The organism is Desulfopila sp. IMCC35008, from assembly GCF_010646885.2.
Classification (GTDB): Bacteria; Desulfobacterota; Desulfobulbia; order Desulfobulbales; family Desulfocapsaceae; genus Desulfopila.
This window is the reverse complement of sequence record NZ_CP050700.1, coordinates 2,011,734-2,033,088: the sequence shown is the minus strand read 5'-3', so window position 1 is coordinate 2,033,088 and position 21,355 is coordinate 2,011,734. Positions and strand designations below refer to the sequence as shown.

Sequence of the window (21,355 nt, the reverse complement as noted above, 5' to 3'; positions counted from 1 at the left end):
AGAGCCAACTTCAAATAGATATAACTGAGACAGAGCTTTTATAACATAATGAAAAAAACTCGCCAAAGTCTTTTTTCAGTGATACCAATTATTGTCGCAACAACATTTACAAGTATCTCTCGAACAAGGGACCATTTCATTGAACCTCAGCAAACGCTGTGTTGACAGAGCTATGGATAGCTCTTTGTATCTATCTAAGAAGTGCTGACGACAGTATTGAGCTTGAGTTAAGGAACTGCGGTTGCAGACCTCTATATGCCGTTGCCAAAAGTCAGCTTTTGATTCGGTCTCGTTTTCCCTGGTCTCTGGTAACATGGTATGCCTCCTTTGAATTGGTGGCGTAATGAACCATGTTGGCGGGAAGAAAAAAAGATGGTAAGCGTTGCGGGAAGTACACCCTACACAAACCGCTTCAACCAGGTAGGCTCTACTTTCCTAAACAAGACTGACTTTTGATACTTCTTCTAGCATCTCAGGTGTGAGATATCCAGGCATCAACTGTTTATAGTCTTCAACTGTCTGTGCGACTGGAACCCTTTCGAAGAGATAACGAAGATATCTGTAGGGCTCCAAGCTGTTTGCCTTTGCCGTCTCTACAAGGGAGTATATCGTGGCACTTGCCTCTGCCCCTGCTGGCGTTCCTGCAAAGAGCCAGTTCCTGCGGCCAACACAAAATGGTCGTATTGCATTTTCGGCAAGATTATTATCAGGCGTGGCAAAAGGAAAGTCGATGTAACATTTCAACCGATTCCACTGATTCAATGCATAGGCAACAGCTTTGCCAAGCAGACTCTTTGGGACAAGATGCATTGATTTTTTTATCAACCACGCATGCATCTTCTCGAGGATTGGCTTTGCCTCTTTCTGGCGTAGATCAGATAACGCATAGGCTGACAGATTCTGCTTTTGGGCTCTTCTCTCGATCCGATAAAGATCCTTGATAAATTGCAGGGCGACATCTGGGCCACCGGTCTTCTTGGAGTTTTTGCCTCTTGCCTTCTTGGCCTCCATAAATTTCCTGCGGGCATGTGCCCAGCAGCCGAGATGGGCCACATCTGTTTTCTCGTCTAGAAAGTCATAGCCTGCATAACCGTCAGTCTGCACGACACCCTTATATCCCTCCAGGAAATCAATAGCGACACCCTTCGCCCTGGTTTGGTGATATTGAAAGTAGAAGGAAGGTGCACGGACAGGTCCGCCTCGAAAGACCCACATATACGAGGTACTATTGGCAGGCTTACCCGGTTCCTTCAAAACCTGAACCGTGGTTTCGTCAGCATTGATCAACGGACCTGAGAGGATTTCCTGCCTGAGCAGTGCTTTCAGAGGAATACAGGCCTCAGCGACCCGCATCGCCCAGCGACACATTGTTGCACGGGAAATATCGGCCCCAAGCCGGTCAAATTGCCTTTCCTGTCGGTAAAATGGCAGGGAATCGACGAATTTGGCGGTAAGAATATGGGCCATGAGGCCGCCACTTGCAATAGCCTTGGGGATTAGCTGTAAAGGAGCAGGAGCAACCTTGACCGTCGGTCCTTTTTCGGCAACATTCTCACAGTTCTTGCAGCTGTATTTGGGCCTGATGTGGCGAACAACCTGGATAACGGCCGGGATAATGTCGAGCTTTTCGGAGACCTCTTCACCGATCCTGCTCAGTTCGGCGCCACAATGACAGATCTTCTCCTGCTCATCGATATCGTGAACGATTTCAACACGAGGCAAATTGTCGGGCAGGGGCTTTCTTCCTCTTTTCCGACGAGTATGCTGTTCCACTTCGACAGTTTCTTCTGCTTCTGCATCAGGATCCGGCTCAGGCATATCAAAAAGCGGAAGCTGGGGTGACTCTTCACCATACCGGCTTTTTTCGCTTTTTCTGCCGAAGAGTTTGTCGTAAAGATGCCGCACCTGCTCTTGGAGCAGGTGCACTTCCGCAGCGTGGGAATCCTGCAATTCGCAGATGATTCTTTTCAACTCATCAGGGTCATCCGGTAATGTGGAACTGTCTAAAATCATGGTAAATAATATACCATTTGACACCCCGGATTGCCAGTCATTTCAGCAATAAATATAAGTAATCACATTGCACTCACTCAATGGAGTTATAGGGCAGGCGCTGGTGGGCATGGTTCAAGTCAAGTCCATGCAATAACCACTCAAGTGCCACCTGATTTACCTCCATAACCTCCTCTTCGGAATCTGGCCAGCGGAACACATCTTCCTCTAACCTTTTCAACCAAATACAGTTATGCCGATACTCTGATTATGCCGAATGGATGACCCCTTTATCAGATAATCCCAAGCAATAACACATCTGTTTATCTCCCTTCCTGTCTTATCAATTCGGCATAATTTTGTCTTCATATCCTTACATTTTTTCAACTAAAAGGAGGGAAGACACTATGAACATAAATTCCTACTACACCAGACCATGGATTCTCAAACGCTATCTCGTAGGGCCTCTTGCGCCACATCTTATTCCGTTCTCCAAGTTTCTTGCAAAAAAGGGGTACTCATATGCAACCGGCCAACGACATGTTCGAGAAATTGGCCATTTGAGCCGATGGTTGGACAATAAAGGTATCGGCATTGTCGATTTGCGTGAAGAAACTATTCGGACTTATTTGTCTTTCCGCTACTCACGCCAACACCTTTCGATAAAGTGTGGATCTTATCGGCAACTGCTGGAGTACCTGCGACAAAATGGATCTATTTTAACACAGGTGCCTGAGGAAACACCTCTCAGCAAAAATATCATCAGGTATCAACAGCACATGGTGCAAAATGAAGGTTTGGTAAATGAAACTATCCGTTTGCGCATTCGAGTTGCTCGAAATTTTCTTTCTCTCCAATTCGGAGATAAAAGTATTGAACTTTCACGTTTGCTCCCTAGTGTTATGTCACGCCTCAAATGTTGGATAAAGTCGTTTCAGCTTTATTCGGGCATCTTCAGTAGTGAATTGCCAGTTAACTCCGGCTTTCATCCCGTTTCTTGCTGATTCCCACGCTTCAACTTCACTACGCATGACCTCAATGTCAGCAATCCGGCGATTCAAGCACTGCCCAATCAAAACGTTTAACTCGATTTCGGCCATATTTAGCCAACTTCCGTGTTTTGGTGTGAATACGAACTCAAAGCGATCCCAAAGCTCTTTGGCCTTTTCCGGCATGAATGCTTCATAAAGTGAACCGGGAGAATGGGTATTCAGATTATCCATTACCAATGTGATCTTTTCCGCACGCTCATATCTGGAAGCGATTTTTTTCACGAATAAAGCCCAATCTACTTTAGTCTTACGCTCGGTCACCTCAACCATCCGTGCTCCTGCCAGCGGCTCGTTGGCCATGAATATATTGCATGTCCCACACCGTTTGTATTCATAATCATATCGAGCTGGTTGGCCTGGTGATGCAGGGATTGGTACCTTTACCTCTGCAATCAATTGGCGGGGTGACTCATCCAAACAAACTACAGGAAATCGTTCATCATATGGTCGTTTATAGACATCCAACACCAGCTCCATTTGGGCTACAAAATTTGCATTGTGGCCTGGTGGGATTACCCAGCCGATTTTTTGCCAAGGCTTGATTTCGTTTTTTTTAACACTCGGCGGACTGTTTCATAGGATACATTTTCAATGTAGCCAAGCTCCACAACTTGATCTGCAAGCAGCCGCAGAGACCATTGTGCGTATCCTTCAGGCGGGTCACTGCAACTGAGTGCGACAAGATGAGCTTCAAAATCACCATCAGCCTTGCGTTTATAGATTCTTTCTCCCTTTCGGCCGTTAAGCGCCACATCGAAACCTTCTTCGACAAAGCGTTGTTTGGTCCGATGAATCTTCATTGCACTAACTTTCAGCACGTTGGCTATGTCCTGCTCTCCTAACGTTCTCGGTTTAAGTGCATCCTCGTCGTAATTAAGAAGTATTAGTGCATTCAGTACTTTCTGTGAGTTGTGCTTACCTTTGGCAACAATCGCTTCAAGTTTATCACGCTCATCTTGAGTTAATGAAAACCGGTACTTGATCTTGGGCATGGTCTACTCCGTTTCTTTTGACCATACCGACTTTTAACTAACATGTCAAATGTGACATGACACTAGTCATGTTGAGCAATATTTTCTAGATCGATCACATCGATGTAACACTGCCACCCTTAAAAATGAAGCATCTGCTCTCCGATGTTTTCTCCGTTTCCTGCAGTTTCGAGGTGACATTTCTTCGCACCTGGTAGAAAGCGTACCGACGATACCATCTTGGCGGCACACGAAAATTCCGGAGTTCCTTACCGCTGACGACATTAATTTGCTGGTTCGACATTGCGAGGAAAAGACACCACAAGGGCTGCGGGATAAAGCGATACTTTTGCTGCTTATCCGTCTGGGATTACGAGCTATCGAAATTTGCCGACTGACCTTAGACGACATTGAATGGGATGACGGATTTATCAGTATCCTTGGAAAAAATGGAAACCGGGATCGGCTCCCACTCCTTCAAGATGTTGGCGAGGCGATTAGTTCTTATCTATGCCGAGGCCGCCCCCAATGTTCAACCCGATATGTTTTTGTGCGGGTTATTGCTCCCTTTGAACCCTTATCGAGTTCATGCGCCATAGCCAATGTGGTTCGTAATGCTCTTCGACGTGCGAATTTAAATCCTTCACGAAAAGGTTCTCACCTACTGAGACGAAGTCTCGCTACCGCAATGCTTCAGGAAGGTGCATCCCTAGCCGAAATAGGGCAAATTCTTCGTCACCAAAAAGCTGATACGACGGCCATTTACGCAAAGGTTGACTTGGGCCGACTACGCTCCATAAGCCGCCCATGGCCAGAAGGAGGGGACTAATGAAAAAACTACATGATTATCTTGCAGGCTATTTGGAGTTACGGAGTGCATTGGGTTATAAACTTCGCACACACCGATCATCTCTAAAAAACTTTGTACAGTTCGCCTCTGAAAAAGAGGCCACGACCATAACTACACAATTAGCCCTGGAATGGGAAATGACGCCGGATGATGCAAATCCCAAATGGTGGGCTTACAAATTACGCATGGTTCACCATTTTGCCCTGTATGTGCAAGTTAGAGACCCTGCAACGGAAGTGCCTCCTTTGTCCTTGTTGCCCTATAGCCAGAAAAGGCCAACTCCTTACATCTACACAGATAACGAGATATCACGATTAATTGCTGCCACAAAAGCGTTGCCTTGTCGTAAGGGTCTCAGAGGATCAACATACTCCACATTGTTCGGCCTGATATGGGTGACAGGTCTTCGCATCTCTGAGGCCTTGTTTCTCAATAAAGAGGATGTCAACCATGACAATCAATTGCTTACAATTCGTAATGCCAAGTTCGGCAAATCTCGTCTTATTCCAATACGTGTGTCAACGGCAAATGCCCTGGCTCATTATGCTCACTGCCGCGATCAAATTTTTCCCGACAATCGATCGCCATCATTTTTTCTAAGCACCATCGGCACCCGACCAACCACCGCAGTTGCTCAACTGACTTTCAAGCAAATCTGCTCAGAAATCGGTATTCGGGATACTAACCATGGAAAAAGACCACGCATACATGACATGCGCCACAGCTTCGCTGTTAAAAGCCTGGTTGACATATACAAGCGAGGTAACGATGTAGAACAGGAAGTGTACTCTCTCTCGGTCTACATGGGTCACGTCGGTCCCTCTTCCACATACTGGTATTTCTCAGCAGTTCCCGAACTTCTAGAACTAGCTCGTGACCGTCTTGAGAGTAAGCGAGGTAATTTATGAAAAACTTATCCCCTGCTCTACCCAACATCTTAGAAGGATTTTTCATCGAAAGACTAATGAATCAAAAACGAGTCAGCAAGGAAACGATTTTATCTTATCGAGATACATTCCGCCTGCTGCTCCAATATGCCAAGCGTGAACTGGGTAAGACTCCGTCAAAGTTATCATTTGAGGATTTGGATGCCCCCTTCATTTGTAAATTCCTCAACCACTTGGAAGAAGAACGACACAATACAGCTCGTACCCGTAATCATCGTCTTGCGGCAATCCGTTCTTTTTTCCACTATGCATCATTCCAGGAACCACAGCTGTCTGCTCACATTCAACGCGTATTAGCGATTCCAACAAAGCGTTACCAAAAACGCGAGATCGATTTTCTAACCGCTGATGAAGTCGATGCCATCTTGGATGCTATCGATAGATCGTCTTGGATTGGGAGAAGGAATTACGCCCTTATTTCATTAGCTATCCATACAGGGTTGAGAGTCTCAGAACTCATCAATCTATGCTGCAGCGACGTTGTCTTAGGTGGAGGTGTTTATGTTCACTGTACCGGTAAAGGGCGAAAAGACCGCTCAATGCCTTTAGGCAAAACTGTTTCGAAAATAATTGACAATTGGCTCGACGAGCGGGATTCTAAACCTTCAGCTCCTCTATTTCCAACAAGGCATGGGAATAAACTCAGTCGAGACACGGTTGCATATACCCTCCGAAAATATGTACCTTGGCTAAACAGCATTGTTCATCTCTTTCAAGAAAGCGTGTGAGTCCCCACGTGCTGAGGCACACATCTGCCGTACATCTTCTCCAAGCCGGAGTGGATTTATCTGTAATTGCACTTTGGCTGGGGCATGAATCACTTGAAAGCACTCAAGCCTACATAAGTTCTGATCTTACACAAAAAATTAAAATTCTTGAAAAGACACTCCCTATTAATGCCAAACCGACAACCTTTAAACCTGATGATAGATTGATGGAATTCCTAAAAGCGCTCTGAAACTTTGGCTGCTAATGGCAAAATTATGCCGAGATGCGGGGCTGTGAATATTTTGTCTTACTATATGGTTCCCTGCTTCTACTCGGCATAATTAGATCATCGGCATAACTGTATTTATGCTTAGTTCCACATAAATGCAGAACCCGTTGTCTGCCCAATATAGGATCTTCACTAGATCACGTTTCCTGTTGCAAAACGCGAAAAAGCTACCGGAAAAAAGATCCAGGCCGAACTGCTCCTCAACCAGAAGAGAAAGTCCGTTTATCGATTTCCGCATATCAGTAGCCCCCAGGGCAATATAGACCTTTGTTTCGGATGGTTTGAAAATCATAATTGCTCAAGTGTCGAAACTAATTTCTTGAGCGTTGGTGCTGAAAATCCTTCTGACAGATCGATTCGAAATCTATCATTACAAAGGTACAACGATACGACGGCTGTAGATAGTCCCGGATTTTCTGCTTGAACAGGCTGCACGGTCAAAGGGTAAAATCGTGCTTTCTTCTGCCTGGTCATGTTCAACCGCCTCTTCCAATAACCAAATGTTGCCAATGCCAGGGAGTGCTGACGACAGTATTGGGTTTGAGTTAAGGAACTGCGGTTGCAGACCTCTATATGCCGTTGCCAAAAGTCAGCTTTTGATTCGGTCTCGTTTTCCCTGGTCTCTGGTAACATGGTATGCCTCCTTTGAATTGGTGGCTTAATGAACCATGTTGGCGGGATGAAAAAAAGATGGGGTTTGTAACTCGCTTACAAAAGATGGGGTTTGTAACTCGCTTACCTCAAAAAAGATAAAGGCTTCCGAAGTTGCGGCTATCTACAAGGAGCGTTGGCAGATCGAACTCTTTTTCAAATGGATCAAGCAAAACCTCAAGGTTAAAACCTTTCTTGGTACTTCACCAAATGCCGTACTCACTCAGCTGTGGATAGCATTGTGTGTATATTTACTGCTTTCCTATTTCAAGTTTATGGCAAATTTCAGAGGATCGATTTCAGATATCTTGAGAATATTGCAATTGAGTTTGTTTTAAAGAAGGCCCTTATCTGATCTCCTTAGGCCGCCTGACAAAGTTCACCAAGAGACTAATTCTCCGCAACTTTTATTGTGGAATTAACTGTGGGACAGCAGTGGATTATTTTGCTTGCTTTTCATTGAAGGGATTTCTCAAGTGTAATATTTTAAATCACTGCTGTCCCATAAATAGTTTTGTAAGTACAGATAAATAAAGGCCCGGAGAGCTTCTTGTGTTATAATGAAAGTGCAAATTAACATTTAAATACAAGGAGATCCGAGCCATGGCACATTATAACACAATTCTCAATCAAATAGCCTCATTTTTACCGAGACATGATTTTGAAAAGCTCGCCAAAAAGCATCATCAGGGACAAAAATTTCGCTCCTATATCCGTTGGAGCCAATTTATGGCAATGACCGTTGCTCAACTTACCGGCAGGAAGAGTCTGCGAGATCTGGTTAGTAACTTAACTGCAAAGGGTAAGCGCATCTATCACCTCGGCATGAAGCAAACAAGTAGGACTACACTTGCGCGGGTGAATGAACAACAACCACATGAACTTTATCAGGAGATGTTCTTTAAACTTTTACGGACGTGTGAGGATCATGCTCCTAAACATCAGTTTAAATTTAAAGGGAAAATTCTCCTCTTGGATGCTACCACCATCAATCTCTGCCTTTCTGTATTTCCATGGGCTACTTATCGCAAAACCAAGGGAGCAATCAAGTTGAATTTTGGCCTTGATGCAGACGGCTACTTGCCAGTGTTCATGGATATGACCGAGGGTAAAAGACATGAAATTGAATTGGCCAGAGCACTCAAACTTCCAGCTGGTTCATGTGTCGTTTTTGATCGCGGCTATACAGACTACAGTTGGTATGGTGAACTCGACAAAAGCAACATCACATTTGTTACAAGGCTAAAGAGTAATTCCGGTGCCTATCAATTTGGAAATCGACGGAAGCCTGATACCGAAGATGTCGTCTTGGATTGCAAAGTTAAACTCCCGGGTCATCAATTCACCTTTCGCCAAGTAAATTATGTTGATCCGGAGACAGGTAAGGAATATCAATTCCTTACCAACTCAAAAAAGATAAAGGCTTCCGAAGTTGCAGCTATCTACAAAGAGCGTTGGCAGATCGAACTCTTTTTCACATGGATCAAGCAAAACCTCAAGGTTAAAGCCTTTCTTGGTACTTCACCAAATGCTGTACTCACTCAGTTGTGGATAGCCCTGTGTGTATATTTACTGCTTTCCTATTTCAAGTTATGGCAAAGTTCAGAGGATCGATTTCAGATATCTTGAGAATATTGCAATTGAGTTTGTTTGAAAGAAGGCCTTTATCTGATCTGCTTAGGCCGCCTGACAAAGTTCACCAAGGGCCTATTTCTCCGCAACTTTTATTATGGAATCAACTGTGGGACAGCAGTGATTTTAAATGAAATCATAATAATTATTGAATTTCATTAACACCATATAAATATATATCCCAAGCAGATTCTGGGTTTATAAAGATTTGCAATAAAGTAATTCCGGGATTATTTTCTTCATTAATTTTTACAGCTGAAATTATATATCTACCCCCCATTTCCCTAAACGCTTGTGTCGATATATCTAACCTTGAAATTTCAAATTCATTACCAGAATTATTAGCAAGGTAATCACCATTTTCTCTCAGTTCGCTTGAAAATAAATAAACTCGTGAACCCCAATTGTCATAATATTCTTTTAATGATTCATTCTTTTTTAACTCACCAGCTATGATTTCTCTAAATTGGTGTTTATAATAAAGTGGATAATTTACAACATATCCATCTAAAGTGAAAAAATTGTTATATTGGGCAATAGAAGGGTGGATTCCTAAAGAGACAACGCGAAAATCATTTTCATTTTCACCAATAAATTTCGATATTTCATGAAATTGATCCTCAGCATAAAACGCCCTAAAACTTATTCTATTTGTTCGGTACTCGGACCAAAAATTACTATTATAAAATAGCCACGATATTTGAAATAAAATTAGAATTGAAACAAGGGGTGGGCCGATGATACGTATTTTTGATAAAACACTAAGTGATAGTGCTAACAACAAATACCATATAACAGGGTGGAGCCAATGAAATCGCGAAAAGTTAACTGACCTTAAAATAAAAATATTTTCTTTAATTACGTTAAGTCCTTCCCAACGCCACAATCCATAAATCATTGAAATTGAAAATGCCATCATAAGTAGCAGTACAATAGATTTTAAATGGTCTCGATATGCAAAAGAAGCTATGAGTCCAACAGCAACTGCAGGGAGAATATATTTATTGTGAAGACTATGAGCGTGATACTGTCCATTTAAGAAATTTTTCAAGCCGTCAGATATTGCAGCTGAAAAGTTATAAGATGAAATTACAAACTCAGATCGATGTGAAATAAAATGCGAATCAAAAAGTAACATCTGAAATAATCGATATTGAACCAACACAAAAATCAACGACATAATTATCATTGAGAAGAGAAAATGAAAATTTCTTTTGCCACGAATAAAATCATAGATCAAAATACATGATAAAACGATTAAAAAGAATAAATAGGATGCAAGCAAGGAACTATAAAATGGAAGAAGGCATATAACCAACCAGTCAGAATAGTGATCTTTTCGATGCCTTATATTCAAAAAGGCATATAATGCTATTGGTAAGCCTGCAACAGATAAGCCTCCAGATGGCCAGAAGGGTAACAACGAGAAGCAAAGCGCAACCCCTGACCTGATTAACGGAAAGTGTTTATCGGTGTCGTTTAGGAAATACCTACCCAACAAAATGTACATTCCTAAAAAAGCCAGTTGATGTATCGCAAATAAATTTATGACATAAGCTATATAGGGTGGAAACAATATATATAGCCAGAGATTCAGATTAAATTCAGTCCCAAGGGAGACTCTCGGTAATCCTCCAAAAATATTAGGAATGTGTTTTTCTGACGGCGCAAAAATCAAATCACTTTCAGCTAGAACTTTAAACCATGCTATATTTGAATCTAGGTTATCATGTATAAGAATGTATGCATCTTGACCTAGTAAAATTAGAGGTGAGAGATATATTAGTAATATTAGTATTGGAAATCCAACTTTAACCAAGTGTTGTGAGTACAAATTCATAATGAGTAATAGTGACAATTTCAAACAAGATTTCTAATGATTCAGGAGTCTCGGGATTGCAGATAAAGCTACACCACTAAAAGAATAAAAAGAAATAGAAAAGATAAAAGCAACCTGAAGACTCAAAAACCTCTTATCAAGTATTTCCCTATTATTCCCAAACAGCAAAGCCATCATACTGAGTATAGGAAAAAGATACCTCCCCTGGGTCTGGAAATCATCGGTCCATGAGTGTTCCAGTGATGCACCGACTAAAACTGCAGATATGACAAGTACGATGACCGCTGTCATGCTGTCCCACCTATCCCCGTGCAAAAAGATGGCACCATACAAAAAGAGCATCAGGACCACCAGACTCCAACGCATACAATCATAAAAAATACGGGGAGCCGAGATGGTAAAGTAACTATAGACCCCAACTCCACTCCGAAAGGTTTTTTCAAACCATCTGTCAACAAGAATGAGTTTACTAAGAGGTATGCCACGGTCTTTCAGGTTCAGGAATACATGCTTTTTCTCAAGCGGTGTATTCTCGTTGTATATAGGAATTGCCATTTCCCTCTCCATGGCAGCTATTCTTTCAGACCTGTCCAGTCCGTTTACTTTGTAGTCGATAGCTTTTTTCCCCCCGAAAACTGCAAGGGCTGAAAAGGCAATTACGGTAAGCTTAACCGCCCATTGCTTGCGGATATTCCAATCTGCAATCCTTAACCACCTGACGACAACGACGACAGCCAGAATCAACCCGTAGGCAAGGTAATTCTGCTTGACCAGAAACAACAGGCCGAAAAGAGTACCTACCGGAATCGCAGTTACCAGCCATTCGAAAATGCTGAAGCTACGTAATGACCGGTTAAACATGGAGTTGCCAAGAACAACCTGACAACCGAGAAAAAAGGCCAATGTCAGCGCGAAAGCATCCGAATTGCAGTAACTGAACAGATACCAGACCTGAGGTGTAACTAAGAAAGGCAGGGCGAGAAGCCTACTACTTTCATACTGCAGAACCCAAATCAGGATAAGAGCCAGAAGGAATACATTGAACATCCGGTATTGCACATACCGTTCCAGCTTAAGTGGCTCAAGCAGTTTGGCAAATTTACCACACAGCAGATAATAAATTTCATCGGTATGTAGTCTTGACGCACCGTAAGGACTGAACGTATGCCTTATGTCAGGATTCTCTATCACTGGCGGCAACCAATGGTTTGAATAATACTCGGCAGCAGGCATGTGCACAAACTCATCCGGATGCGAGTTGTCCCCGCTGATAAGGGACATAGTCATTACAAGACCAAGTACAACCGCAATACACAAGGGTATAAAACGAAAACCGGTAACTAGTGGAGAAAGCCCCCAGTAAAAAAAACCGACAAAAAGGCCGATTGCAACAATCCGGACCGCTTCTTCCCAACCGGAATACGGGCGGGGTTCCACGCTCATGGTAAAAAGAAAATTCGGATCAATACCTGTGGAAAGGACCTCCAAGCCTTTTTCAGTGACCTTATACTCTTCAATCTGATCAAGGGGCGCGAGCTGGTTAAAATCCTGGTTTGTTACAAACTCAATCGGTTGTACCGCTTTCTGCGACAGAATGAGCTTGTGCAGTACAGCTTTTCCCACATATTGATGGGTATCAACCCTCAACTTGGCTACTTTTGATAGATCTGTGGCAAAAAATGTATAGTCGGTCTGGTCCGGTTGTACCCTGACCCGCGCCATCCGCTTCTCGGAAAAAGGTTGATTCTCGGCTGCCCAGTATATTTTGAACCATGTGCGTTCACTCACCTCAATATTGAGTTCGACATGGGCTCTCGAAAAGAAAACAGCGTAATACGCGATGGAGGCAACCAGCCACAACAGCAGAGGAAACCATGTCAATTCGAAAATTCTGCGCACTAAAGTCCCCTTTACCTGCCAGCCAAACTCTTCAGTTTATGGTACACCCTTCTCATTTCGTCTTCCCTTCTTACAAGCAACCAATAAACCGGCATAGAAAAATAGTGCAGCAATGTAAGCACGATCAAACAGCGTGGGCCAGGGCCTGAGCCAAAACTCCCCATGGGAAGTATCTTTGATTTTACATAGGTCGACGCAACTCGGGAAAATTCATTCCCTTCAAGATCGAAATTTCTGTTACATATTTTTCTCATACTAATCCTTTATCCGATTCCGTAAGTGTCGTAGAAACAGGCGCAGCCGAAGAAACGGGCTAAAACGTAATTTAAAAAGCGAATACTCCCAGAGACTGAGACGGGCGCCCCCCCTTTTTACATTCGGATTATGCTGCCCATGAAAGTCATCGAGATGGTGTTTATGCCGTATCGCCTTAATCTCACTCGTCCTGGGAAAAGCCAGCTTTGCGAGCATCATATAGTTAAACCAAGGCCGATAATCATGGAGCCTATAGCCAAGTAGGGCAGATGCCGCGCCGTATCTAGGTGCGGCGTCAAGCATCCCCTGCTGAAGCGGGGCAAAATACTCGTCTTGCTCTTTCTCGGCTTTGCCTATTGTGTCATCCACATGACGAAACTCCAACTCATACCCCTCATCCGTCAATTTGTACCCGTTCAGGGTCGGATGCGGAGCTCTGCATGCCTCCTCAAACAGATCGCGTGCATAAAGGATCGAGCTCGACGCCATATTAAAGCGGTTCTTATCGTAGATTACACCTTCAACGATATTCTCAGGACTCTCAGGGTACGGGATCCCCCTGGTAGCCCCAAACAGGTAACCAAAGAAGCGTGGGCTGTCGTCTCTGTGCGACACGGCATCGTAAAGAAATCGCTGGATGGTGCCCAGCCAACCTATATCGACAACAGCGACCTGCGAATGATCAAAAAAACCGACGTTCTCAAGGTATTTCATCAGTGCATCGTTTGCAGTCCTCGCCTGGCGTTTCACCTCCTCCTGAAAGGCAGTGTCTTTCAATAATCGCAAAAACGACTTACTGTTCTCGGGAGAATAGCCATCATGGACAGGACTTAAGGCGGTATCTGCTGCCAGGCCAAAGCGCGTAAGATGGTCGGCAAACGGCTCGGAATCGAACTTAAAGATCCTGCACAAATCCCTGAAGTCCTTATTACCAGGGGGTAAAAAAGCGATATCTGCACTCGACTGCAGCAAGCCTTTGTAGGCACAGCTTGCACCTGCAAGCGCCATCCTGCTTACATAGAGGTATTCGATCTCGGGTAAACCACCGTCTGGATAAAGGGCCGGCATACACTTTTCCCAATATTTCTTGAAAGTGTACCCCTCTCTGGCAAGGAAAAAGATCTTGGTTATGCCCCTGTCTATACACTGCTCTGCCAGATACTGAACAAATCCGCCGACGAGGGGACCAAGAAAGCTATATCCTTCTCGATAGAGGGCAGGCTGCTCGACATTTTCACACTCATGGGGCTGCATGAGCTGCTGCAGGGCTCGTCCACGCCAGAAAGGACGCCCCAGGCTGTAATTAAGATACCTCTTGGTAATTCCCTTACGCCGCTTTTCAGAAGGATCACTAAGAACCAATGCGTCGATACCGAACTCGGCAGGCCGAAGTCCGTCTGATATGGGGTTGTCACCAATATGCAGCCACTTAGACTTGAATAGGGAATACTTCTCCATCAGCAGTGGAAACGCCCTGCCGGAGGCCTTGGCAAGAAAGGTATCGGCGGAAGAGATGACATCCTCTACATAGTCAAGGAATCCTGCATTCTCGACAAGTATCCTGAGATGATCGGACGGTAGATAAATATCCGAGACGATAAAAACCCGTTTTCCTTGTTTATGTAACTCCTTCAACCAATCAACCAGCTCTCCACGAGGGACAAGCATCTGGTTTTCCATGAAAAGCTCATAAGCGGTGACCTGACTCAAAAGCTCTTCGACATCTTCCTTCTGAAAAACCTGGCGAAGCAGCTCCGTCATGTAGTTCGGGTAACATGCTTCGTGGTCATCGAAAGATTTTCCGGTCTCCTTGCGCTCTGCGGCCTCTATACTATCTCTCAGATCCTGGACATGCTCCCATTCAATATGTATCCCTTCTCTTTTAGCCATGGCTGCAATAAAGCGGGCAACCGGGAGCTTGACCAGATCCGGGTCGTGAACCCTGCGAATGACAAGTGTGTCAAAAAGATCGAAGGAAACGGTTTCCAGGTTCTGCTCTCGCCTCTTTCCTTCTGCAATCAGGGAAGACAAGGAATAATATTTTTCAAAGCCCATATTGGTATTGCCAGTATCCAAAACTATTTATCCGCCGATTTTCTTTTTAACCCAGACATTCAAACTATTAATCAGTTCCCTGCCGGCTGGCCGAACACCTATGCTCTTATGCTCCGGTTCCAGGAGCTGGCGGACCTCATTGAGTTCCCGTTCCAGTTCAACCAATCTTGCGGAACCAGTCTCAACATAGCTCTTTAACTCTTCAGGGATTCGAGCCAACATATATTTCAAGATCAGATCCTGGTCCTGCAGCCGCCCCTTTATTGCAGCCTCCCCAAGAGTATTGCCCGAATGAATACGATAATAGAGCAGTTTGTCATTAACCATATAGTGCACACCTTGGGGATGAGCGAGTAGCATGCGGAACATATAGTCGTAATCGTGCAAGTACCTGAGTGAACAAAAGTTCCCGACCTTCTTCATTGCCTCGGCCGTCATAAACAGGTTTGAGGTTGTTACCATGAAGTTGCCATGCAAAAACGACGTATACAGATCACCGCACTCCTGATACACTTTTCTGTTCCCCTGATGCCACAGATTCCAGCCGAAATTTGGATCGGAAAAATCTTCTCCCTCATCAGATATAGGTGTTACATCAGTAAATATACACTCGGCACCGGTATCGCCCTGATGGGCAAGAATCTTCTCCAACCGATCTGTTGTATACACATCGTCCGAGTTGAGGATCGCAATGAATTTGCCCTTTGCCTCACCCATCCCCCTGTTGATGGTGTTAAAAGCATCCTGGTTCTCCTGCCAGGTATAGGAAAGCCGGCTATCAGTATAACTCTTAACAATTTCACCCGTCTTGTCGGTTGACCCATCATCAATCACGATAAGTTCCAGATCGGAACAAGTCTGCTGCAAAACACTCTCAATAGCAGCACCGATAAATTTTTCGTGATTATAGGCAGGGATTACAACAGAAACTAATGGGTTCGTCATTATTTTTACCCGGGAGGTGAGATATTCCCAGCATAACGGGAAGAGTTAACAGTTGTTATAAACAGGTCAGAGAAAAGATAATCTAAATGCGGAAATCTACCTAATGAAATTGGCATAGTAAGTCAAGTCATTCTTCCCCATCGATAACAGTCGCTTTCCTGAAAAAGACATCATTACAGCAAGGAGTGGTTCTGTTTAACGAGTTAGAGAGCGAAACTTTCGTGCCAGATTTTTAAGATTGCCACTCGGTCCATGGCCGGCTGTTTTCTGACCTCTCAGTTTTATTATTATCGCATCCAGGGCATCCATCCCTAACGCTTTAAAACTCAATTGTATCGTCACCGATTTGAGCGATTCCAACTTAATTCCGTCCAAGTCGAAAAAACATTGGGGATCATTGGTCTCAAAGTACCGGTCTTTACCTTCTGCAAAAATCGAATTGTCTGTAACCTCAGTAATCTCTTTCTGTATGCCATCTGATAAAAAGAAGATGCATTTTCGCAATTCAACAACTGCCGGGGTATCAATCGGGTCAAATCGAATACTTTGTATATTCGTATACCCGTCTATCTTAAAATGAACAGAGCTGGTTCCTTTATCAACTTTGAGCGCTATACTGCGGTCATCGCTGACACCTGCTCCACAATCGATGTAAAGCCTGCTCGTATAATACTGTCCCCCTGTTTCAAGAATTGATTCTATCCAAACATTGATGTGCTCGCTGAATAGCTCTTTGTGCCGATTATAAATCCGCTTGAACATTTCAACTTTCTGCCATCGCTCCTTGCTACGTACCATAGAATCCGGTGCAACACGATAATCAAACAGTATCTCCGGAATTTTAAGGACACCGCGCCCCACCTCAATCAGGGATAACCAGAGATCATAATCTTCCCAACCGTAGACCATGCCAGTGTCGTAACCACCGACGCGCTCCCAGTCTCTCCTTCGATACATCGCCGCACAAAAAATGATATTGTCCAGGAGCATCTGTTCAATCGAATACTCCGGCAACAGCCATTCTGTATCAACAGCACCGAAAAGCTGGGCCCTGCAATAGACAATACCAAGATCAGGATCCTTATCCAAATTGTCTACAGCCAGCCGGAGATATTCTGGTTTAATACGATCATCCGCATCAAGAGGTAAGATATACTCTCCTTGTGCTATACGGATTCCGTTGTTTCTGGCAGAAGCAAGACCTTGATTGTCGGTATGGACGATTGTAATCCGACCATCAGCTTGAAAAACAGAAAGGACCCGGACAGTCTCTGCATCACTGGAACCATCATTTACAATGATAATTTCAAAATCGTCATATGTCTGCCGAACAACAGAGTGAACACATTCAGTAAGGAACGATCCCTGGTTGTAACAGGGTATTATTACGCTGACTTTCGGCATAACTGATGAAGGATTATTTCACAAACACGTTGTATTTCAGGATACACCACATCGCGCGAACACCGTCCCGCCAACCAATTTTCTTCCCTTCTTCGTAAGAGCGGCCACTATAGGATATTCCTACTTCATATATACGACAATTTTGTCTGGCGATCTTTGCTGTAATTTCAGGTTCAAACCCGAACCGATTCTCACATATTACAACCTGGTCGATAATGGACTTTTTAAAGACTTTGTAACAGGTTTCCATATCGGTTAAATTGATATTTGTAAACATATTGGAGACCAACGTTAAGACCTTGTTTCCAACCGAGTGCCAAAAATAAAGAACCCTGTGGGCATCCCCTCCCTGAAATCTCGATCCGTAAACGGCATCAGCCTTACCACTCAATATCGGTGCAAGCAGTTTCGGGTACTCGCTCGGGTCATATTCAAGATCTGCATCCTGGATAAGTACAATATCACCGGTTGCAGCAGCAAATCCCGTGCGTAAGGCTGCTCCCTTACCCTGATTTACCTCATGAAATTTCTTTACTATTGTCGGATCGTCGATTTTCTCTCGAATGAGATCCGTCGTCCCATCCTGTGATGCATCATCGACAAGAACTATCTCCTTTTCCATGCCGACTTCGACCGACTTTACAGCCCCCAGGATAACCTCAAGAGTCTCAATTTCGTTATAAACAGGGATTACGATTGATAATTTGCTAAATTCGTTTTGACGAGTTTCCATAAATATCCTAATTTTTCATACATCACCTGCTTTGAAAGTGATAGATTCCCTGCATTGGGGAGAATGTCTGCCGGAGATGCAGATTCATATTCCTTGATAATATAGTTTGTTGGCGCGGGAATCGGATGCAGCCCTGCGTCTTCAAAAATTCCCATTGCTCTCGGCATCTGATAAGCAGAAGTTACAAGAATAAATGGTGTGCCACCAACTTTTTCCCTAATGATCTCTGCCTCCTGTATCGTATCCCGCGGTCTTTCCTCAATGATCATATCATTCTGATCAACACCGAGAATCCCGGCCACCTCAGCGACCACACGGGCGTTTGGCACAGGGTCGTAACCAACACCCCCTGAAATAATGAGGGTACTGTTTTCCAGCTCATTATGTAACCTTATTCCTTCCACTAATCGAAACAACGACGAACTGCCTATCTGACTTGTTGACGGCAATCTCGGGTCTGAAACATGTCCGCTCCCTAGTACTGCGATATACTGGACTTTTTGCTTCCTGTACTCAGCAATTTTTTTCTCATCCACCGGAGTGTAAAGACTCTCCTTACTGGCAACCTCATCCTTTGTTCCAATACCGTATCCACACACCACAAGCACGCATAGCCCGAATACGATAAAGAATCCTGAAGACTTAGTCCTATAACAAACAAGCAGAATAAGCGCTAACAAAAAACAGATGATACTCAAGTTAAGCGGAGAGAAGAGTTCAACGAGGAAACGTGAGAAAAAAAACATAGCTATTGTGAAATGGATATTTGGTTATTCATCCTTTTTCTCTATCTGCTTATAATCGATCTCAAGATGCGACAATGCCTCTTTCCTGGTCAACTCCGAGATGTTTTGTTCAATCTTCTCAATGGCTGATAACAGCTTGAAAATGAGCATAAAAACAAGAAGAAACCCCAAAATGATCACTGCATTCATATTCTCCTTGAAACCAAGAACTTTCGACACCATTTCAGTAGCGTTGGGGTAAACAGCAATGATGGCCATACCACCCCACACAATCACGCGCACCATAAATTTAAGGAAGGTTTGACCGGCTTCCCGCTTTACGAACTCTTTGGTTCCCTGAAACAACATAACCGAGGATATTGCCAGTATAATTATCTGATAAAGACTAATTTTCATTTCTATCTCAATAGTATTTGCTTAAGCCAGCCTTGTGGCAAATTAAACGATCATATCCCACACCATTCTAACCAACGTCTTAATGCCATTTACAAACCCTTGCTTTTGTGGCTTACCCTGAGAGTAGTCAGTATAAACGACCTTTATAGGTACCTCGACAAAACTCAATCTGTTATGATTAATCTCCCGGATAACTTTACTGTCATACTCATACTTATCAGCCCGGGTATCAATTTTACTCGCAGCAAACCTTGAATAGGCGCGAAACCCGGATTGACTGTCAGAAACTTTAATACCATAGAAAAGCCACGTCACAAAATTACCAAACTGGTTAGCAAGGATTTTAAAAAGGGGCATGCCCTCAACTTTTAATAAACGTGTGCCCAACACAACATCAATACCATCGCAACATATTGGTTGAACCAATGATTCAATATCATCGGGACAGTGTTGCCCATCACCATCCATTGTAACGACAACATCAGCCCCAAGCAAACATGCAGCTGCAACACCGGTTTTCACCGCAGCACCTTTGCCCCTGTTTATTTTGTGTCTGAGAGCAATAACACCGTTACTTCTCGCCTGCGCAAAAGTGGTATCACTACTACCATCATCAATGACTATTATGTTTTTATAGCCTTTCTCTCGCAGCCCTTTAATAACAGCAGCAACGACACTGGCTTCATTAAAAACAGGAATCACTATGAATATGTTCTTTTCCATCAAGAGAATTGATTTAAGAATATCACGTTTGCCAAAACAAGTACTGTTTGGCTTCTGTATTGAAAACAGTTTTTTGATTGTTGCATCTATTTTAAGAAACCGTCTGTATACATAGACAAGCTGTTAAATGCAACGCAATTTCTCGTACTTTTGCTTGATTGAATTCATTATCAAGTCACGATGTAGATGTTTCCGATAATAGGTTCTGGCCCGCTCCATAGCGGCTCGACGTGCTATGGTATCATTCTGAAGTTCTTTAAGCACTCTACACATATCAACCACTGTATCAACCTCAATCCATCCAGCAGGGTCGGTCGGAAGTCCTCTCATTGCACCTTTCCTGGCAACCACAGCCCTTCCACTCGCCAGGGCTTCCACACCTTTTATCTGTACACCGGTCCCCCCAGTCGTGAGCATTAATACAATGCCACATTTTTCATATGGATCGTACAAATCCTTATACCGTCCCAGACTGAGAAACCTTTGATCAGTTTGAACAATTTTACCGATTTCTCCATAGCATTTTACACTACCACCTACGCCATTGTTCAACCCCTTCCGCAACCATTGCAAGCCTTCAATATTGTGCCTGTTTGCTGAACCTACAACGCAGACATCACTAGTATCAGGAAATTGTTTTTCTGCAACACATGGAGGACTCCAATGAACGTTCTTTAATCCCCTGGCAACCAGTTTTTTCAAATCATCATATGATACAGTAACAAGCAGGTCAGCCTCTGCTAATTCTTTTGTTTCCTGGGTAGGCCCTTCCCACATAATATCCGACCACAAGTCATGAACGATGACGACCTTGGGACATGCAGTTCGGAATCTTGCCCAATACGAATAGTGAATTTCACAAAGATCTTTGCCCATAGTATTGTCGTAGAGCCACTCGGGGTCAAATGCATATCGGTGATATGGATTCGAGTGTCCAAACGCTCTCTCAAACTTCAATAACTTAAAAAAAGAAGCATATAGCAATCCGTAATACCTTTGTATTACATTACGCAGCCCTCTCTCTGTAAACGAGACAGAATAACCCTGGCCGATTAACTCCTGTATCGCACTCTGACTCCATCCGAAACCGACCGGGCGAGCTTTTGCCGACAGGATGGAACAGTCACCCATCTGTTTGAGCAGATCTAAATGCTTTCTAAAAATTGAGCGGGCTCCGCTGTTAACAGGGGTTGGGCAATATGGAAGTAGACAGGTTGATTTCATTCTCACACAGAGAGATAATCGTCATAGTGGATAATATGCTACC

General features: G+C 43.7%; 19 protein-coding genes and 2 pseudogenes. 6 read left to right on the top strand and 15 right to left on the bottom strand.

Going from position 1 to position 21,355, the window contains the following annotated elements; translation table 11 throughout:
* Positions 1-435: 435 nt before the first annotated feature.
* The 3 genes from GA520_RS09025 to GA520_RS09015 all read right to left on the bottom strand — a co-directional run bounded on the left by GA520_RS09025 (position 436) and on the right by GA520_RS09015 (position 4,036).
* Positions 436-2,013 (bottom strand): IS66 family transposase, encoded by a 1,578-nt coding sequence (locus tag GA520_RS09025; RefSeq protein ID WP_163341003.1) that lies wholly within the window; start codon positions 2,011-2,013, stop codon positions 436-438.
* Positions 2,014-2,086: 73 nt separating this feature from the next.
* On the bottom strand, positions 2,087-2,212 hold the full coding sequence (locus GA520_RS09020) for a transposase (RefSeq protein WP_240910279.1): 126 nt from the start codon (positions 2,210-2,212) through the stop codon (positions 2,087-2,089).
* Between the two features lie 685 nt (positions 2,213-2,897).
* Positions 2,898-4,036 (bottom strand): IS630 family transposase gene (locus GA520_RS09015; protein ID WP_370362736.1). Its coding sequence is split into 2 segments (ribosomal slippage): positions 2,898-3,604 and positions 3,604-4,036, totalling 1,140 coding nucleotides; the frame shifts between segments, so codons are not numbered across the junction.
* Between the two features lie 268 nt (positions 4,037-4,304).
* On the opposite strand from GA520_RS09015, the gene GA520_RS09010 reads away from it, so the two are divergent.
* Genes GA520_RS09010 through GA520_RS27125 form a run of 4 tightly spaced genes read left to right on the top strand, consistent with a single transcriptional unit; the run spans position 4,305 to position 6,770 of the window.
* The gene (locus GA520_RS09010) at positions 4,305-4,844 is read left to right on the top strand and encodes a tyrosine-type recombinase/integrase (RefSeq protein ID WP_163339168.1); all 540 of its coding nucleotides are present in this window, start codon (positions 4,305-4,307) and stop codon (positions 4,842-4,844) included.
* The gene (locus tag GA520_RS09005) at positions 4,844-5,773 is read left to right on the top strand and encodes a tyrosine-type recombinase/integrase (RefSeq protein ID WP_163339169.1); all 930 of its coding nucleotides are present in this window, start codon (positions 4,844-4,846) and stop codon (positions 5,771-5,773) included. Before GA520_RS09010 ends, GA520_RS09005 begins: the two co-directional genes overlap by 1 nt.
* The gene (locus GA520_RS09000; RefSeq protein ID WP_205749327.1) at positions 5,770-6,540 is read left to right on the top strand and encodes a tyrosine-type recombinase/integrase; all 771 of its coding nucleotides are present in this window, start codon (positions 5,770-5,772) and stop codon (positions 6,538-6,540) included. The genes GA520_RS09005 and GA520_RS09000 overlap by 4 nt, the downstream gene beginning before the upstream one ends.
* Entirely contained in the window at positions 6,537-6,770 is a 234-nt protein-coding gene (locus GA520_RS27125; protein ID WP_370362756.1) for a tyrosine-type recombinase/integrase, read from the top strand. Before GA520_RS09000 ends, GA520_RS27125 begins: the two co-directional genes overlap by 4 nt.
* A gap of 91 nt (positions 6,771-6,861) precedes the next feature.
* Here the strand turns inward: GA520_RS27125 and tnpB are convergent, their stop codons facing one another.
* Positions 6,862-7,101: an IS66 family insertion sequence element accessory protein TnpB gene (tnpB, locus tag GA520_RS08995; protein WP_163339170.1), complete on the bottom strand. Its 240-nt coding sequence runs from the start codon at positions 7,099-7,101 to the stop codon at positions 6,862-6,864.
* Positions 7,098-7,442, bottom strand: coding sequence for a hypothetical protein (locus GA520_RS08990; RefSeq protein ID WP_163339171.1), 345 nt, complete (start codon positions 7,440-7,442; stop codon positions 7,098-7,100). The genes tnpB and GA520_RS08990 overlap by 4 nt, the downstream gene beginning before the upstream one ends.
* Positions 7,443-7,558: 116 nt before the next feature.
* On the opposite strand from GA520_RS08990, the pseudogene GA520_RS08985 reads away from it, so the two are divergent.
* Positions 7,559-7,882: pseudogene (locus GA520_RS08985) on the top strand (transposase); the annotation flags it as partial.
* Between the two features lie 181 nt (positions 7,883-8,063).
* Positions 8,064-9,226, top strand: a pseudogene (locus GA520_RS08980) (IS4 family transposase).
* An 11-nt stretch (positions 9,227-9,237) separates the two neighbouring features.
* Here GA520_RS08980 and GA520_RS08975 read toward each other — a convergent pair.
* From GA520_RS08975 to GA520_RS08930, 10 genes are all read right to left on the bottom strand, one after another.
* Positions 9,238-10,932, bottom strand: a complete 1,695-nt coding sequence (locus tag GA520_RS08975) for a DUF6044 family protein (RefSeq protein WP_240910204.1) — start codon at positions 10,930-10,932, stop codon at positions 9,238-9,240.
* Positions 10,933-10,965: 33 nt separating this feature from the next.
* The gene (locus GA520_RS08970) at positions 10,966-12,831 is read right to left on the bottom strand and encodes a hypothetical protein (protein ID WP_163339173.1); all 1,866 of its coding nucleotides are present in this window, start codon (positions 12,829-12,831) and stop codon (positions 10,966-10,968) included.
* Positions 12,832-13,086: 255 nt separating this feature from the next.
* Positions 13,087-15,162, bottom strand: coding sequence for an HAD family hydrolase (locus tag GA520_RS08965; RefSeq protein WP_163339174.1), 2,076 nt, complete (start codon positions 15,160-15,162; stop codon positions 13,087-13,089).
* A 6-nt stretch (positions 15,163-15,168) separates the two neighbouring features.
* A complete protein-coding gene (locus tag GA520_RS08960) occupies positions 15,169-16,086 on the bottom strand; it encodes a glycosyltransferase (protein ID WP_163339175.1) in 918 nt (305 codons plus the stop codon).
* 195 nt (positions 16,087-16,281) lie between these two features.
* Positions 16,282-17,490 carry a glycosyltransferase family A protein gene (locus GA520_RS08955; protein ID WP_163339176.1) on the bottom strand — a complete coding sequence of 403 codons (1,209 nt, stop codon included), beginning with the start codon at positions 17,488-17,490 and terminating at the stop codon, positions 16,282-16,284.
* A 13-nt stretch (positions 17,491-17,503) separates the two neighbouring features.
* Positions 17,504-18,223, bottom strand: coding sequence for a glycosyltransferase family 2 protein (locus GA520_RS08950; RefSeq protein WP_163339177.1), 720 nt, complete (start codon positions 18,221-18,223; stop codon positions 17,504-17,506).
* Complete coding sequence (locus tag GA520_RS08945) at positions 18,181-18,759, bottom strand: ElyC/SanA/YdcF family protein (protein WP_163339178.1); 579 nt, start codon at positions 18,757-18,759, stop codon at positions 18,181-18,183. Before GA520_RS08945 ends, GA520_RS08950 begins: the two co-directional genes overlap by 43 nt.
* Positions 18,760-18,993: 234 nt before the next feature.
* Positions 18,994-19,365: a DUF2304 domain-containing protein gene (locus GA520_RS08940; RefSeq protein WP_163339179.1), complete on the bottom strand. Its 372-nt coding sequence runs from the start codon at positions 19,363-19,365 to the stop codon at positions 18,994-18,996.
* A 42-nt stretch (positions 19,366-19,407) separates the two neighbouring features.
* On the bottom strand, positions 19,408-20,088 hold the full coding sequence (locus GA520_RS08935; protein WP_163339180.1) for a glycosyltransferase family 2 protein: 681 nt from the start codon (positions 20,086-20,088) through the stop codon (positions 19,408-19,410).
* 123 nt (positions 20,089-20,211) lie between these two features.
* Entirely contained in the window at positions 20,212-21,312 is a 1,101-nt protein-coding gene (locus GA520_RS08930; protein WP_163339181.1) for a glycosyltransferase, read from the bottom strand.
* Positions 21,313-21,355: the final 43 nt, after the last annotated feature.